Source organism: Thalassotalea montiporae, assembly GCF_053485855.1.
Genome location: NZ_JBQRUO010000002.1, coordinates 689,715 through 705,610, shown reverse-complemented (window position 1 = coordinate 705,610; position 15,896 = coordinate 689,715). Strand labels below are relative to the sequence as shown.

General features: G+C 44.5%; 14 protein-coding genes. 8 read left to right on the top strand and 6 right to left on the bottom strand.

Annotated elements, in window-relative coordinates:
- Position 1: 1 nt before the first annotated feature.
- Complete coding sequence (locus tag ACSLUR_RS09630) at positions 2 to 547, top strand: DUF1285 domain-containing protein (protein WP_448553991.1); 546 nt, start codon at positions 2 to 4, stop codon at positions 545 to 547.
- 302 nt (positions 548 to 849) lie between these two features.
- Here the strand turns inward: ACSLUR_RS09630 and hemN are convergent, their stop codons facing one another.
- The 5 genes from hemN to purU form a co-directional block, all read right to left on the bottom strand.
- Positions 850 to 2,220 (bottom strand): oxygen-independent coproporphyrinogen III oxidase, encoded by a 1,371-nt coding sequence (hemN, locus tag ACSLUR_RS09625; RefSeq protein WP_448553989.1) that lies wholly within the window; start codon positions 2,218 to 2,220, stop codon positions 850 to 852.
- Positions 2,221 to 2,312: 92 nt separating this feature from the next.
- Positions 2,313 to 2,624 carry a TraR/DksA family transcriptional regulator gene (locus ACSLUR_RS09620; RefSeq protein WP_116002088.1) on the bottom strand — a complete coding sequence of 104 codons (312 nt, stop codon included), beginning with the start codon at positions 2,622 to 2,624 and terminating at the stop codon, positions 2,313 to 2,315.
- Between the two features lie 30 nt (positions 2,625 to 2,654).
- Positions 2,655 to 3,152, bottom strand: a complete 498-nt coding sequence (locus tag ACSLUR_RS09615) for a DUF2489 domain-containing protein (RefSeq protein ID WP_116016281.1) — start codon at positions 3,150 to 3,152, stop codon at positions 2,655 to 2,657.
- A 42-nt stretch (positions 3,153 to 3,194) separates the two neighbouring features.
- The gene (gene yihI / locus ACSLUR_RS09610; protein ID WP_448553986.1) at positions 3,195 to 3,785 is read right to left on the bottom strand and encodes a Der GTPase-activating protein YihI; all 591 of its coding nucleotides are present in this window, start codon (positions 3,783 to 3,785) and stop codon (positions 3,195 to 3,197) included.
- A gap of 985 nt (positions 3,786 to 4,770) precedes the next feature.
- Positions 4,771 to 5,631, bottom strand: a complete 861-nt coding sequence (purU, locus tag ACSLUR_RS09605; RefSeq protein WP_116002085.1) for a formyltetrahydrofolate deformylase — start codon at positions 5,629 to 5,631, stop codon at positions 4,771 to 4,773.
- A 320-nt stretch (positions 5,632 to 5,951) separates the two neighbouring features.
- Here purU and ACSLUR_RS09600 point away from each other — a divergent pair, with 320 nt between their 5' ends.
- The 7 genes from ACSLUR_RS09600 to ACSLUR_RS09570 all read left to right on the top strand — a co-directional run bounded on the left by ACSLUR_RS09600 (position 5,952) and on the right by ACSLUR_RS09570 (position 15,502).
- Positions 5,952 to 7,838, top strand: a complete 1,887-nt coding sequence (locus ACSLUR_RS09600) for a methyl-accepting chemotaxis protein (RefSeq protein WP_448553984.1) — start codon at positions 5,952 to 5,954, stop codon at positions 7,836 to 7,838.
- Positions 7,839 to 8,303: 465 nt separating this feature from the next.
- Positions 8,304 to 8,960, top strand: a complete 657-nt coding sequence (locus ACSLUR_RS09595) for a peroxiredoxin-like family protein (RefSeq protein WP_258872160.1) — start codon at positions 8,304 to 8,306, stop codon at positions 8,958 to 8,960.
- Between the two features lie 406 nt (positions 8,961 to 9,366).
- Positions 9,367 to 9,864 carry an META domain-containing protein gene (locus tag ACSLUR_RS09590; RefSeq protein ID WP_448553981.1) on the top strand — a complete coding sequence of 166 codons (498 nt, stop codon included), beginning with the start codon at positions 9,367 to 9,369 and terminating at the stop codon, positions 9,862 to 9,864.
- A gap of 148 nt (positions 9,865 to 10,012) precedes the next feature.
- Positions 10,013 to 10,834 carry an N-formylglutamate deformylase gene (gene hutG, locus ACSLUR_RS09585; RefSeq protein ID WP_448553979.1) on the top strand — a complete coding sequence of 274 codons (822 nt, stop codon included), beginning with the start codon at positions 10,013 to 10,015 and terminating at the stop codon, positions 10,832 to 10,834.
- Positions 10,835 to 10,846: 12 nt separating this feature from the next.
- Complete coding sequence (locus ACSLUR_RS09580) at positions 10,847 to 12,226, top strand: formimidoylglutamate deiminase (RefSeq protein ID WP_448553977.1); 1,380 nt, start codon at positions 10,847 to 10,849, stop codon at positions 12,224 to 12,226.
- Positions 12,227 to 12,281: 55 nt separating this feature from the next.
- A complete protein-coding gene (fdhD, locus tag ACSLUR_RS09575; RefSeq protein ID WP_448553975.1) occupies positions 12,282 to 13,163 on the top strand; it encodes a formate dehydrogenase accessory sulfurtransferase FdhD in 882 nt (293 codons plus the stop codon).
- A 2-nt stretch (positions 13,164 to 13,165) separates the two neighbouring features.
- Positions 13,166 to 15,502, top strand: coding sequence for an FdhF/YdeP family oxidoreductase (locus ACSLUR_RS09570; RefSeq protein WP_448553973.1), 2,337 nt, complete (start codon positions 13,166 to 13,168; stop codon positions 15,500 to 15,502).
- On the opposite strand, the gene ACSLUR_RS09565 is transcribed toward ACSLUR_RS09570, so the two are convergent.
- A complete protein-coding gene (locus ACSLUR_RS09565) occupies positions 15,479 to 15,832 on the bottom strand; it encodes a hypothetical protein (RefSeq protein ID WP_448553971.1) in 354 nt (117 codons plus the stop codon). The genes ACSLUR_RS09570 and ACSLUR_RS09565 overlap by 24 nt on opposite strands.
- Between the last annotated feature and the right edge of the window lie 64 nt (positions 15,833 to 15,896).

Sequence of the window (15,896 nt, the reverse complement as noted above, 5' to 3'; positions counted from 1 at the left end):
TATGTCATTAGATAATTTGTTTGCGCAGCTTGATGGGCATCTTTGTGGCGAAGAGAAAAAAGGGCCACCGGTTGATTTGTGGAACCCAGCGTATTGTGGCGAAATTGATTTACAGATTAAGCAAAACGGTGATTGGTTTTATATGGGCACGCCATTTAAACGTTTGTCTTTGGTTAAACTGTTCGCATCGGTGCTGAAAAAAGAAGATAGTGAGTACTTTTTAGTCACTCCTGTAGAGAAAGTAAAAATTCAAGTGGAAGACAGCCCGTTTCTCATTACGCGCTGGGAATGGAAAGATGAACAGCCTCATTCTGAGCTGTTACTCGCGACCAATTTAGGTGATGAGTTTGTGTTAAACGAGCAGCACCCACTTCGATTAGATAGCGAGGGCAATATTTACATTACGGTGCGCCGCAATTTAGAGGCGAAAGTACATCGCAATGTTTATTATCAATGGGTTGAGGCGGCGAAAGAGGTTGCAAGTGATGATAGCACTAGCCTATTTATGCACAGCCAAGGGCGAGGATATGAAATAGGGCGTTATTAAAACGCCCTATTGGTCTAAAATTGAAGTTGGCATTAACTAGGGCGTGTTGATCTTTCGAGATTGAATTTTGTTCAATCTAAACGCTTTCTGATCGAGGCGCTCGCTTTGTCGCATAGTCGTTCTACGCAAGAAGCGAGCAACAATGAGCAGGAAGCGTTTAGATGAACCCACAGGGCAGCGTCTGTTTGAATTTTCTACTGTGTTGGCACTTATTTATGGAGAATGACTACACTGCACAATTGCCGCCTTGTATAAAACCCAAACAGACTGCTGCAAAAACAACCCTGAAAGATCAACACGCCCTAGATAACGCGTGAGAAGCGTTGTTGGTTAATGTGTTGCTTCATATAAGCATCAAAGCTCATACAAATGTTACGAATAAGCAGTCTAGCTTTGGCATGAACGACAATTTCATGCTCGCGATTAGTCACTAAGTTGTCTTCAATAAAGGTTTCTAGGGAGACCAATTCATCAGCGAAGTAGTCGTCAAATACAATATTAAACTCTTGTTCAATTGCGCGTTTGTCGAGCGACATGTTACACATTAATGAGCGGATAACTTTACTGCGCAATACATCGTCGGTGTTCAGCGTTACGCCTTTTTCAACGGCATGGCTATGCTTGTCAATCATCTGGTAATACTGTTTCAGCTCCTTGTTGTTTTGGCTGTAACAGCGGCCAACCGCGCTGATTGAAGAAACCCCTAAGCCAAGCAAATCACAGTCGCCTTGCGTAGTGTAACCTTGGAAGTTGCGATGCAAGTTGCCCGTGCGCTGCGCTATTGCTAATTCGTCATCGGGTTTGGCAAAATGATCCATGCCGATAAAGTCAAAACCTTGCTGACATAGGGTTTCTATCGCTAGTTGCATGAGTGCAAGCTTTTCATTGGCATTCGGTAACCATTCGTCTTTGAGTTTACGCTGTGCGGCAAAGCGTGATGGCAAATGGGCGTAGCTGAACAGCGAAATGCGATCAACGGCCATTTCTTCAACACTGGCGAGTGTGCGACCAAAGGTATCAAGTGTTTGGTGCGGTAGCCCGTAAATTAAATCGATATTAATGGACTGGAAGCCCACGGCTTTTGCATGATGCGTGAAGTCGGTAATAAACTCGGTAGATTGCTCACGGTTAATCGCTTTTTGCACTTGTTCATCAATATCTTGTACGCCGATGCTCATGCGATTAAAGCCTAGCTCGTATAAATGATCTGCTAAATCTAGCTCGATTTCACGTGGGTCAACTTCAATGCTCATCTCCAATTGCTCAGCAAATTTGAAGTGTTGCTTGAGCAAGTTCACCAAATGGGTAATTTGCGTTTTGGTTAAAAAGCTTGGCGTACCGCCACCCCAGTGAATTTGTTTGACTTGATACTCGTTAAACAAAGGCGCACGTTGGATGATTTCTTTGGCAAGGTAGTCTAGGTAGATATCGGCTTTGTCGCGATGACGGGTCACAATTTTATTACAGCCGCAGTAGTAACAAAGACTGTGGCAAAATGGAATGTGCACATAAATAGACAAATCACGCGTGTCTGAGCCAGCAACGGCGTCAATAAAGGCTTGATCGTTAAATTCGTCGTGAAACTCTAGTGCCGTCGGGTAAGAGGTATACCTTGGGCCACTGGTATTGTATTTAGCTAAGAGTTTTTTATCGAATAACTGTGCAATTTGCATGATATCTCCCGAATGTTAACCGAAGTATTTTATCAGAAGACATCATGGTAAAAGTTGATCAAGCGCAAAGCCTGAGATGAATGGTTCGCTGTTTAGTCAGCGCAGTTGATGCACTTGATAGCTGCGGGCTGGACGGCTAAACGCTTAGGATTTATTTGTTCGCCGCACTTTTGGCAATAGCCATAGTTGCCGTTGTCGATAAGGGTAATGGCGTTAGAAAGTTGTTGTATCTCAACTTTTGCTTCTGACTCTAACGCGTTAAGCACTTCGTCGTTTTCACGCTCACCCGCTTGCTCAGACCAATCGGCATGACGCCCGTCGGCAAAGTCTTGGTGGATAGAGTCAATGCGTTGTTGTAGCTCAACGATACGCTCGGTAAATTGTTGTTTTAACTGCTCTGACATTATTCGCTCCTTAGCATGAGCGAATAATCGTTATGAAGATTCGCTTATACTGGCTCGTTGTGCGGTTGCGGTTTCATATAGGGTGTCGAGTTCCAATGAAATTTGCTCCGTTAGCTTTGCCTCGGCTTGCATGCGCTCGACATCTTGTTTCATGCGTTGCTGTTTGGGCAATTTTTTGCGCTCGGCGAGTATTGAGTGATGTTTAATACTCTCGTATAACTCAACTATAGCAGGAAATTCTGCCGACATAGTGGGCGTTAATTTCAATGAGTCCATCAGCACAGTTAATCGCCATGCGCCTTCACTATATTCACATTGCTCTTCTTTCATCGCTTTGACGATGATCAATAAACTGTCGAGCACTTTGCGATCATGCTTTTGCAATTGCGCTTGGCGCTCTTGCTCGGCTTTAGCTTGGGCGACATTTTGCTGCTTTAGTTGCATTAACAACTTACCTGCGTAAATTGCTAGGGCAAAAATGATCAGTGCGCCAACAACGGCTAATACAAGCCATATGTTTTCGGTCATTGATGGTTACTCTTGTGTCTAATCTTGGTTTTAGTCTTGGTCTTAGCTTTCGTCTGAATAGTCTGAGAAATCTGAGGTGTCGAGCTTATCCCACAAGTCATCGTCATCTAACGCGCCATCCGGCGTATTCGAAGGTGCCGATGTCGTATCGTCTTGCTCAGCTAACTGTGCAGATAAACGTTCGTACTCGTCCATTAGTTCATTGTAAAGATCGACTTCTTCACTGCTCAACGCCTCTTCTTGTTCTTGCTTGGCAAGAATAAGCTGGAGCCGCTCGTCGTTTTCAATCGCTGCAAGTTGCTGGGCAAGGCTTGGCGCTGCATCAATGACACGAACGTTTGCGATACGAGGTTTATTTGGCTTGTGTTTTACTGCTGGTGTCGCTGTTTTGGTTGAGGCTAAGGTACCCAACTCAATAGGTTTTTTACTGCCAATGCGTGGATCTTTAGCCGGCTTGTTTGTGTTGCCAGCTTTTTTGGATTTTGTCCCTTCGATTTGGCGACTACCGGCGGCTTTACCTGTTTTTTTCTTTGGCTTTTTATCAGAAACAACGACTGAACTGTTTGTTGTGTCAGTTTTGCGAATGCCACTAGAGCCTACGCCAGGCTTTCTTGATTTCTTTTTACGTGTCATGAAATTTAACTTGAGCGGGATTAATGGTGGTTATTTTACGGGAATTCAGCAGATATGGAAAACATCTGGCTGATCTAACTTGTTAACTAAACCAGTTTGACCTAGTTGAGCTAAGCGAAGACAAACTGCTAGCTCTTGAAAAAGAAAAAAGCGATGCAATTGCATCGCTTTTGGAGAGTCACTGTGGCTAGTGCCATCAATATCTTTTCCGATCCTGAATTGGTATCCTACCTAATTAGCACAGTCCCTGTAATTCAACTATATCCTGTCTTATTTTTGTTGTTTCCGTACGTATTTTGTTTTTTTCGGTCGTCCTAACGCTTTTTTAGCTATCCTTACGAGCCCTCCTGGACTAATAATCGTATCATCCTGATAACCAAGTTAACCATCCGTGTTTTAGATAAGGTCTTCACCTGAGTTACTGACGCTGGGGTCAATTGCTAGTGGTGAATGACATCTTGCTTCCTGTGCAAGTCTAGCTGAGCTAGTGTCCTTATTCTTAATATTGGCTAATTATCGTTATGCGCTAACAGCGCCACTAACGTAGTAGCTGGTCATTACTTTACGCTGTTATCCCATAACAGCAAGTTATATTTTTGCACTTTTTTTGAGCATTTTGTGTCTTTGTTGCTAAGTGCTTGTATTGAATGTGTAATTAAAATGTAATTTTGTGTTAACGAAATCAAAAAAATTAATTAAATGGCAAATGTCTTACAAAAATAATGGCTTTTGTAGTACGTATTGGCTTTGTTTTGAACCAAAATCGATCATTTGTAGTGGAATATTTACTCAATTATCTTTTTTTGGGGGAGTGAGTTTGGGTATAAAAGAGGTGAAATGCTATTAGCTAGCAGGAGCTTCACTGAACCTAAACTAAGGTTTAAGGTTTTTAGGTTTTTCAGTGAAAGTGGCAGTCTGACGTTTACCGCTAACAACGCTGGCGTATTCAGCCAGCGTATGTCGATGTGTGGTTCCTAGCGCTGAGCTAGGCTAAAATAACCGTTTTATCACCATTTAAACAAATACGCTGTTCGGCGTGCATTTTTACTGCGTGCGATAGTGCCGTGGCTTCAAGATCGTGGCCCATATGCACCATTTGTTCGATCGTAAAGGTATGGTTGATGGGTTTTACTTCTTGCACAATAATCGGCCCTTCATCAAGATCAGCGGTGACATAGTGCGCGGTTGCGCCAATCACTTTAACGCCGCGAGCATGGGCTTGATGGTATGGTCTTGCGCCCTTAAAGCTTGGCAAGAAAGAGTGATGAATGTTTATCGCTTTACCTCGTAACTTCTCACATAAATCGTCAGACAAAATCTGCATATATCGAGCGAGAACAAGCAATTCCGCTTCATAATCATTGAACAGCTTCAGCATTTGCGCTTCCTGTTCGGCCTTGGTGTCAGCGGTAATCGGTAGGTGATGAAATGGAATACCGTGCCACTGGGTTAACGCTTGGCAGTCGGTATGGTTAGATACCACCGCAACGATATCGATTGGTAGCACACCCGCTTTCCACTTGGTTAGCAATGACACTAAACAATGATCGTCTTTTGATACCGCTATCACCACTTTCGGCAATAAATCTCTACTGCGTAGTTGATACTGCATATTCAGTGGCTTAGCCAGTGTTTCGATACCAGCGATAAATTCTTCAATGGGAACCGTTAGCGACCTGTCATCAAAGGCAATGCGTGAGAAAAAGGTGTCGCTGTAAGGATCACTATACTGTGCAGTTTCAGTAATAAATGCGCCGTGTTCATACAAGTTTTGGGTGATTTTTGCCAATACCCCAGAGGTATCAGGGCACTGCCAAGTAAGAACATAATGATGATGAGACTGCATAAACACTTCCTAACTGCAAAAGCCGTATCTTGCCAGTATTCTTGCTGATAAAGCTAGTAGAAAAAAATATAAGTACTGCTTTGCTGAAATATGGCGATATTTGGTGGAATTGCGCTGGACATTACTGCCGTAGCCTAGCGACTTTTATCGTGTTATAAGAAGCTGCGCGTGTCTGAGCGACAAATAGATTTAAAGCTATTTAAACCCTAAAGAAACACACTGCTCAGCGTTAGACGTCAAAGAAAACTCAGAAAAACACTTAGAAAGACATTCAGAAAAACATTTCGTTAGACATTTAGTTAGACATAGTTGAGATGTATATGTTCGCGAAATTAAAGTTTGCCCATAAAATCAATTTAATTGCAGCCGTATTGATTGTGCTTGCGTTATCGGTACTGACGGTTCGAAACTACACTGCGGCGAATGAAGAAATTCACCACCAATTGCAGCAAAGTATTACCGAAATTGCATCGTCAGTGTCTGGCAATATCGCTAATTGGCTCAATGGCAAACTCGCGATTGTTGAAGCTGTGGCGACAGCAACCACCGCTGACACGAGCAGCGCTGAGATGTTTAACATTACCAAGCAAGCAGACAATGCGGGTGACTTTAAAAACGCATATATCGCTGTTGAACAATCCGGTGAATTTATTCTCGACGACCCCAATATTCAGCTGCCTGCAGATTTTGATGCAAGGCAACGCCCTTGGTATCAGCAGGTTAAGCAAGAGCGCACGCCATCGTTTACCGAACCTTATGTTGACGCCACGATTAATCAGTTACTTATTTCTGCGGTAACGCCGATTGAGCAGCAAGGGCAGTTTATTGGTGTTGCTGGCGGCGACATCTTGCTTGATAAAGTGGCCGATATTATCAACAGCATCGAGTTTCTAGGGCTCGGCTACGCTTACTTAGTTACCGAGCAAGGCAAGATCCTAAGTCACCCAGAAGCTCAGTATATTGATAAAAATATTAGCGATTTATTGGGTTATAAGGCGCCACTCAATAGTGAGCTTGTTGATGTTGATGAGCAAAACCAGATTGTTGCCTTTATGCCCGTTAAAGGGATTTCATCGGTAAACTGGTATTTGGGCGTTGTGCTTGACCAGGAAAAAGCCTATGCACCGTTAGCAAGTGCTAGAAACAGTGCTATTGTTTTTGGTGTTGTGAGTGTTGTGGTGACCGTTGTGTTGTTAAACCTATTGCTCAGTCATTTGCTTAAACCTATTCAGCAATTATCGTATGCGATCAAAGACATCTCTGAAGGCGACGGCGATCTGACCAAGCGTTTAGCGGTTAAAAGCCAAGATGAAATTGGTAAATTGTCACATGATTTCAATGGCTTTATTGATACCATCCATCAATCCATGAGCCAAGTACATACCGTTGCCACAACGCTAAACAGCCAAATTGGGCAAGTTCGCAGCAGTACCGCAACGGGTATCAATATGGCTGAGCAACAATTAAGTCGAGGCACGAACGTTTCTGCCGCGGTAACTGAGCTTAATAGCTCGGCGCAAGAAATTTCCAGCAATGCAGCAACGGCGTCATCGCTAACGTCTGCCATGCACAATCAATCTCAACAGGGGGTTGATGCTATCAGCGACAACATTGTTGCGATCAACACACTGAGCAATATGATGGCGGGCTCAAGTGATGAAATCACAAAACTCAGCCAAGAAACTCAGAATATTGGCAACATCCTAGACGTTATCAAAGGTGTTAGTGAACAAACTAACCTACTTGCCCTTAATGCGGCCATTGAAGCGGCTCGTGCAGGGGAAGCAGGGCGCGGCTTTGCTGTTGTTGCCGATGAAGTGAGACAGCTAGCGCAACGCACACAGGTGGCAACAACCGAAATTGAAGTGATGATTGCTAGCTTGCAACAAGGCTCGTCGGCGGTAGTTGATACGATGGCCGAAAGCCAAACGAACAGCAGTAATAGCGTTGCGTTAGCCAATGTTGCGGGTGACAAAATGCAGCAAGTGATTGGCGCGTTGGCGGATGTTGAGCGAGAAAATCATTCGGTAGCAGTGGCGACAGAGCAACAAGTCAATGTAATTCAAAGTATTGATGAAGACATTTTACAGCTAATGAATTTAAATCAGGAAGGCGTTGGCAATTTGCAACAAACTCAGCATGCCTGTGATGAACTGCAATCGGTGTTTGATGATCTTAACCAGTTAGTGCGCCAATTTAAGGTGTAAGGCGTTTACTCATCGCAGCGCAAGGTAAGGCGGTTCAAAGCAATAGTTCAGCGAAAGTCGTGTAAATTTTCGACGTATATCTAGGGCGTGTTGATCTTTCGAGATTGAATTTTGTTCAATCTAAACGCTTTCTGATCGCGGCGCTCGCTTTGTCGCATAGTCGTTCTCGGCTTTGTCTCCTGAGTCGCTCTACCTCCTGCATCCATGCAGTCGTATGTAAAAATCGAGCAACAATGAGCAGGAAGCTTTTAGATGAACCCGCAGGGCAGCGTCTGTTTGAATTTTCTACTATGTTGGCACTTATTTATGGAGAATGACTATACTGCACAAGTGCCGCCTTGTATAAAACCCAAACAGACTGCTGCAAAAACAATCCTGAAAGATCAACACGCCCTAGTCATCTTGTGAAATATTTTTGCATCTACCAAGGTCAATTGCGCTGATTAGAACTAAAAGAGAAATTTTATGATGAAGTTATTTGTTCCTGCGGTAATTGCCTTGTCGATGTTATTTACTTCTGCCAGTATGGCCGAGACCAAGACCATGAAAACCAAGCCTGTTGCTGAAAGTGCTGAGTGGGTAAGCCCACTATTGAATGGTCAAATGGTACCTAATGTTGATGCGGTAACGATTGACGGTAAAAGCAAGCCTTTAAAAGACGTACTAGCTGGCAAAAAGACAATTTTGTTTTTCTATCGCGGTGGCTGGTGCCCATTCTGTAACACGCAAATGGGTCAGCTAAAGCAGTTAGAGCCTGAGCTTAAAAAAGCAGGTTTTCAGCTTATTGGTGTTTCAACTGACGCGCCAGCAGACTTAAAGAAAAGTGTTGATAGCATGTCTTTAGAATACCAACTGCTTTCAGACTACAACTCAACGATAAGCCAAGCATTTGGTTTAGCCTTTTTCACATCACAAAAAACCACAGAGCGTTATTTAGCTGCGATGAAATTGTCTAACCCGCTTCAAAAAAATGCTGATGGTGAAGAGCGCCTAGTATTGCCAGTACCAGCGATTTACGTGATTGACGGCAAAGGTTTAGTACAGTTTAGCTATGTTAACCCGAACTTTAGAGTTCGCTTACAACCTGAAATCCTGCTAGCTGCTGCAAAACTGGTGAAGTAAGTAGTTACTTACTGCTTTAACGATGCCTATCAGTCAATTGATAGGCATTGTTAAAAACTTGTAATCAGCAGGTCGATTGTTATCGATGAGCTGGTTACACTAAGGTCATATATACCCAAGCCACTTCAAAATGCTCGTTTCAGTTGAAATTAAAAACGATTTAGGCAAGGCATTGATTGCCAAGAATGGTTGTTCCCTTGTTAAGATCAATAACGCGGCATAAATCGTTTTTAAATCAACCCTTCGGGCGCTTCACAGGAACTTACTCTCATCGTTACAGCTAATTGCAAGGGAGTAACTATTCCCGCTAGCTGCGCCTTGATACTAAGCTCCTGTGATAGCGCTGAAACATGTATCTTGAAGTGGTTTGGGTATACAAAATCATTATCTGTAAAAGGAAAGGTATATGACCAAAGGAACAACTCTAGTTTGCGTTATCGCAACCAGCTTACTATCGTTAAGCGCATGTAGTTATCAAGCCCCTGTTAACTCAGTGTCTCAAACCCCTAAATCCACCAATAGCCAACAACAGACTGGACAAGTTAGCGATGAGTCTGGGCTCGCACGTTTATATCAACGCCAATGGCAACTCGTGCAATTGGCTGGAACTGAAGCGCTTAATGGCAAAGGTGGTAAACCCGTTAGCCTTCGCTTTGAACCACAAAAACAGCAAGTCAGTGGTTTTGCCGGTTGTAACCGTTACTTTGGGGCTTACACCATTAAGCAAGATGCGCTGAACTTTGGTCATTTAGCTATGACGAAAATGTTTTGTCAGCAAGGGATGGAGCTTGAAGCTAAGTTTGCTAAAGCGATAACGCAAGTGTCTACCTATCGATTTAGTGAGCAATTTTTAGAATTTATTGATCAACAAGGCCAGACAATCGCACGCTTTAAGCAAGATTAACTAAAGTTCAACACCCCCAAGTTACTCCCGAACAAGCGCCGAACTTTTCACTATGCCGAAAGTTCGGTGTTTTTGTTGTTGCATACAGGTAAGGTTATTAGCGTAAGTTGCGTTGCTTCAGAGCGGCATGGTAAATTAATAATACAACTTGTATATACAATTTCATGTGATGACTGAAAGCTATTCGCTACACCAAGGTTCGACGCCACTCTTGATCAGCATGCCGCACAATGGTCAAGCCATTCCTGACGATATCGCTGCCAATATGACAGCCGATGGCCTAGCGGTTCGCGACACCGATTGGCACTTAAATAAACTTTATGATTTTGCCGAGGCTATGGGAGCAAGTATAATTGCGCCTAAATACAATCGTTATGTGATTGATTTAAACCGTGATCCAAAGGGGGTAAACCTATACCCAGGCGCGAATAGCACCGAGCTGTGCCCGACCAGTGCGTTTGATTTATCGCCACTTTATGTCGAAGGAAAAGTGCCGTCTTCCGCTGAAATTGAGCGCCGTGTCGAGCTTTACTGGCAACCTTATCATCAAGCGCTTGCTAACGAGCTGGCGGCGATTAAGCAAAAATTTGGTGGCGCGGTATTATTAGAAGCTCATTCAATATTGTCACATGTGCCGCGTTTTTTTGATGGCCGTTTGCCGGATTTCAACTTTGGTAGTGCTGATGGCAAAAGCTGTGCACCGGCATTAATCGAACAAGTTGAAGCAATCAGTTTCGCGCCGTATAGCCAAGTAACCAACGGCCGATTCAAAGGCGGCTATATTACCCGAGCATATGGCAATCCCGAGCAAAATATCCATGCACTGCAGCTAGAGTTGTCACAAATTACTTATATGGACGAACAAAGCTTAAGCTACTCATCAAGTCGAGCTGAGCAAGTGCAGCCTAAACTCAAATCTTTAGTGAGCGCCTTAATCGCATTTGGTGCCCAAATTAGCCGTAATAAATAGCGTGGTGTTGCAATGAAACTTTTTGCTAAACAAGTGTTAACCAGCAAGGGTTGGCAGGAAAACCAAATTATCACTATCGAAAATGGCTTGATCACCGCAATGGTTGAAGGCTGTGAATCTGGCGCCGATGTCATTAAAGGTATTGTGATTCCGGGTATGGTGAACTGCCACTCTCACGCATTTCAACGCGCATTTGCTGGCTTCAGTGAGCAAGGCAGTGAAAACAGCCAAGGCGATATGAAAGATAGCTTTTGGACTTGGCGCAATATTATGTACCAGTTCCTTGAACAACTAACGGTTGACGATGCAAAGTTGATTGCCGAACAGCTATATATTGAGATGGTCAAACAAGGCTACACCCGCGTTGCTGAATTTCACTATTTGCATCACGATCCCCAGGGGCATGTACATGCAAAACCTGCGGCAATGGCTGAAGCTATTTTTAATGCGGCAAAGGTCAGTGGCATTGGTCTGACAATGTTGCCAGTGCTTTATCGCTTTAGTGGTTTTGGCGAGCAGACGCCAAATGATGGCCAAAAGCGATTTATCCACTCAATGAATGCGTTTAATGCTTTGGTTGATGATTGCTTTGCACTTGCTGAGCGCCAGCCTAACAGCAATGTAGGTATTGCGCCTCACTCGCTGCGTGCGGTTGACAAATCTTCCTTGCTTGAAGCGGTTTCATATGTGCGAAGCAAAGATAAACACGCACCTATTCATATTCATATTGCCGAGCAGCAAAAAGAAGTGAATGATTGCTTGGCACATTATGAAAAACGCCCTGTGCAGTGGTTGTTAGATAATGCTGAACTCGATCAGCATTGGTGTTTAATTCACGCTACTCATATTGATGCTAAGGAACGACAAGGTATTGTTGCCAGTGGTGCCATTGCTGGCATTTGTCCAACAACAGAGGCTAATCTAGGTGATGGAATATTCCCGACCACGGAATTTATTAACGAGCACGGGAGTTGGGCAATAGGCTCTGACAGCCATATTTCAGTTAGCCCAGTGGAAGAATTACGTTGGTTAGAGTATGCCCAGCGTTTAACGAAGCAGCAGCGCGCAGTATTGGCTACTTCTCAGACACCGTCAGTAGGTCAATATTTATGGCAAGCGGCAGCTAAAGGCGGCGCGCAAAGTACCTCGTCTAATACGGGTGAGTTGGCGGTCGGTAAACAAGCTGATTTACTTGTTTTAGATGAAGCTAAACTTTCAGTATATGCCAGTGGCGCAAAATATTGCCTTGATAGCTTAGTGTTTGCCACACACGCCAATGCTATTGCAGACGTTATGGTGAATGGCCAATGGGTCGTGACTGATGGCAAGCACCCTAACGAGCAAGCAACACACGAGAAATTTAGCGCGTTACTGGCACGATTAAAGCGCTGAACGTTAACCGTTAATCTAGAACCAATGATATAGATAGAGAAATTAATTGCCCAACGTGGAATCAACGAAGCAAGCGACTGTTATCAATAAAGCCCAGCTAGTGATCTCGGCTCCAAGCTCCGAGCAATCTGGCGCTGAGCATATTGGTAATGGACAAGTAAATTTAGCACCAATGAGCGATAGTGTGGCAAGCGAACAAGCCCTGCAAATCATGCTGAACTATTACCAGCAGGGGCGGTGGCAACGTCGTTCGCTAGCCGTCATCATGCGCACACCTAGCGATGATAAGGCATTAGTCTTCGGTTACTTGGTTTCACAAGGCGTAGTTAACACCTTGGCAGAAGTTGAGGCGTTAATACTTGAAGAAGATAACTTAGCGGAAGTGAAGCTGAAGCAGCATATTGAGGTTGACTGGCAGCGTTTTGAGCGGGTATTTGTCAGTCAGTCTGGTTGTGGTGTTTGTGGACAAAGCCAATTAAAGCAGTTGGCGTTATTGTTTGAGCCGCTTAACTCTAAGCGTAGCTGGTTAAAGCCAGAACAGTTGCTTTCACTGCCTAGTGAGCTTCGAGAGCGACAATCGCTCTTTCTGCAAACCGGCGGCAGTCATGGTGCAGGGCTTTGGCAGGCTGATACAGCAAATGATCTGGTTGTTGCAGAGGATGTTGGTCGTCATAATGCCGTCGACAAATTGCTGGGGCATGCCTATCAGCATAATCTATCGTTAGCACAAAGCGCGTTGGTACTCAGTGGCCGTATCAGTTTCGAGCTAGTGCAAAAGGCAGTAGCTGCACGTATTCCTGTTATTGTCGCGGTCGGCGCACCCTCTGATTTAGCGATAACAACAGCTAAACATTTTAATATTGCACTCATTGGTTTTACAAAGGCGCAACAAGCCAATGTTTATTGCGGCCAATCTCAGTTGGCGTTGGAAAATTAGCTATGTCAGATAAATCGAATGCCAATCAAAAAAATATTTATAGCCAGTACCAAGGCAGTGCTGGCGGCTGGGGGGCACTGGCAAGCACGGCCAAGCATTTGTTGCGTAGTGATAATGTTGCTAAAAACATTAAAAACCTACTAAAAACCAATCAAACTCATGGCTTTGATTGCCCAGGTTGCGCTTGGGGTGAAAAGGATGAGCCTGGGCGTTTTCGCTTTTGTGAAAATGGCGCAAAAGCTGTGAACTGGGAAGCAACCGGGCGTCGCGTAGGTGAGCAGTTTTTTGCTCAGCATACGGTGGCTTGGTTGGCAAAACAAAGCGATTTCTTTTTAGAAGATCAAGGGCGGCTGGCGCAGCCGCTAAGCTATGACAGCGCCATAGACAAATACCAAGCGATTAGCTGGGATGAGGCATTTTCCCTAGTTGCCGAGCATTTAACACAGCTAGAAAACCCAAATCAGGCAGAATTTTATACTTCCGGACGTACCAGCAACGAAGCGGCATTTTTATATCAGTTATTTGTGCGCGCTTATGGTACGAACAATTTTCCTGATTGCTCCAACATGTGCCATGAAGCGAGTGGTGTAGCGCTAAAACAAGCAATTGGTGTTGGCAAAGGAACTGTCACCTTAACCGATTTTGAACACGCTGATGCGATATTCATTTTTGGGCAAAACCCGGGTACGAACCACCCGCGTATGTTGGATACGTTAAGTCAGGCATCACGCCGAGGCGCTACGATAGTCAGTTTTAATCCGTTAAAAGAGCGAGGTTTAGAGCGCTTTACGAATCCGCAATCAACCACCGAAATGCTTACAGGTGGTGCCACCCAAATATCCAGTCATTACTTTCAGCCGAACCTTGGTGGTGATATGGCGGCGGTGCGCGGCATAGTGAAAGTGCTAGCTGAACGTCATCAACAGGCGCTAGCAAAAGGCGCTTCAGTATTCGATCTCGACTTTACTGCGGCGCACACTGAAGGAATGGCAGATTATCTAGCTGCAGTTGACGCCACCGATTGGCAGCATATCGAGCAGCAATCTGGGTTAAGTCGGTCGCAGCTAGCACAAGCGGCAACGCTCTATCAAAATGCCGACAACGTGATTTTCACTTGGGCAATGGGCATTACGCAGCACAAGCATTCAGTGGCAACTATTCAGGAAATGGCCAACCTACAGCTGCTATTTGGTCAAATTGGCAAGCGCGGTGCGGGGTTGTGTCCGGTACGTGGGCACTCGAATGTGCAAGGAGATCGCACCATGGGGATTAACGAAAAGCCAGAACCTGCATTTTTAGAAAAATTAGCGGCGGTTTTTGACTTTGAACCCCCAAGAGCCCATGGTCACAATACCGTGCAAGCCATTGAAGCTATGCTGTCAGGTCACAGTCGAGTTTTTGTCGGTCTTGGTGGTAACTTTGTGGCGGCAACACCCGATACCGAATTAAGCAAACAGGCGATGGCGAATTGCCAACTAACCGTTCATATTGCCACCAAGCTTAATCGCACCCATGTAACGCCCGGTAAACAGTCATTAATATTGCCTTGTTTAGGGCGCACAGATATAGATCATCAAGCGAGTGGGCCACAGCAAGTTACGGTGGAAGACTCGTTTTCAATGGTTCATGCCTCGGCTGGTGTAGTAGCAAGTGAGGTGGGAGAGATGCGCTCAGAGCCGGCAATTGTCGCGGGTATCGCACAGGCGACGTTAGGCAATTCACCCGTTAACTGGCAGGAGTTGATTACAGATTACCGCAACATTCGAGACCTGATCAGCCAAGTCATTCCTGGGTTTTACAACATGAATCAACGATTGGCTGCGCCAGGTGGCTTCTATTTGGGGAATAGTGCTGCAGAACGTTTATGGCAAACATCGCAACAAAAAGCACAATTTTTGTCTCATTCATTGCCTGAAGCGATAGTGCCTGCGTCGGTGCGGGCATTATCTAGCGATCGCGTGTTTACCTTACAAACACTGCGCTCGCATGATCAGTACAACACTACGGTATATGGCTTTGAAGACAGGTATCGCGGTATTTCCGGTGATCGTAAGGTATTGCTGATAAATCCAGACGACATTAAGGCACTAGGCATGTGCGCGGAGCAATTAGTGGATATTGAGTCGCTTTGGCCAGATGAAATCACGCGTAAGGTCACGGGTTTTCGTTTAATTCCTAATGATATGCCAGCGGGCAATACTGCTGCGTATTTTCCTGAGGCTAACGCGCTAGTACCGCTTGCCAGTGTTGGTCAGCAAAGCTTTACGCCAACCTCAAAATCGATCGCCATTGTGATCACGCCACATCAACCAAACTTAGAAGAAACTCGAATACTTTGACATGGTTTGGCAAACAAGTGCCTGATTCTTTGCGTATAACTTAGTGTCGCGTTTATTGGTGCAATATTCATTGTAATAGCTAACGATGGCTTTACGTGAGCTGGTAATTTGTTCCACGTGCTTAATTTCGCTGGGTCTGAATTGATTGAATTTAGGTTCAATATCTTTAAAAACGCGATCGGCTTTTAGGCGCACTTTGGTGTCTGTGGCGTCTGAGAACATCTCAAGCATCGCTTCTTTTTTTTCTTCATACCAAGCGGTTACCTCAGGTTGCGGGTAAAAGTGAAGAAAAACAGCGGCGAAGACGATTAAGATCAATATATTTTTCATGGCTTATCATATAATGGTGAAGTGGCAGTAGCATAATCAAAATTCATCAAAGAATAAATTCCAA

Bases quoted from the DNA above. Each gene is read 5' to 3' on its own strand.
- ACSLUR_RS09630 (WP_448553991.1), top strand. From the start codon at position 2: ATGTCATTAGATAATTTGTTTGCGCAGCTTGATGGGCATCTTTGTGGC.
- hemN (WP_448553989.1), bottom strand. From the start codon at position 2,220: ATGCAAATTGCACAGTTATTCGATAAAAAACTCTTAGCTAAATACAAT.
- ACSLUR_RS09620 (WP_116002088.1), bottom strand. From the start codon at position 2,624: ATGTCAGAGCAGTTAAAACAACAATTTACCGAGCGTATCGTTGAGCTA.
- ACSLUR_RS09615 (WP_116016281.1), bottom strand. From the start codon at position 3,152: ATGACCGAAAACATATGGCTTGTATTAGCCGTTGTTGGCGCACTGATC.
- yihI (WP_448553986.1), bottom strand. From the start codon at position 3,785: ATGACACGTAAAAAGAAATCAAGAAAGCCTGGCGTAGGCTCTAGTGGC.
- purU (WP_116002085.1), bottom strand. From the start codon at position 5,631: ATGCAGTCTCATCATCATTATGTTCTTACTTGGCAGTGCCCTGATACC.
- ACSLUR_RS09600 (WP_448553984.1), top strand. From the start codon at position 5,952: ATGTTCGCGAAATTAAAGTTTGCCCATAAAATCAATTTAATTGCAGCC.
- ACSLUR_RS09595 (WP_258872160.1), top strand. From the start codon at position 8,304: ATGATGAAGTTATTTGTTCCTGCGGTAATTGCCTTGTCGATGTTATTT.
- ACSLUR_RS09590 (WP_448553981.1), top strand. From the start codon at position 9,367: ATGACCAAAGGAACAACTCTAGTTTGCGTTATCGCAACCAGCTTACTA.
- ACSLUR_RS09580 (WP_448553977.1), top strand. From the start codon at position 10,847: ATGAAACTTTTTGCTAAACAAGTGTTAACCAGCAAGGGTTGGCAGGAA.
- ACSLUR_RS09570 (WP_448553973.1), top strand. From the start codon at position 13,166: ATGTCAGATAAATCGAATGCCAATCAAAAAAATATTTATAGCCAGTAC.
- ACSLUR_RS09565 (WP_448553971.1), bottom strand. From the start codon at position 15,832: ATGAAAAATATATTGATCTTAATCGTCTTCGCCGCTGTTTTTCTTCAC.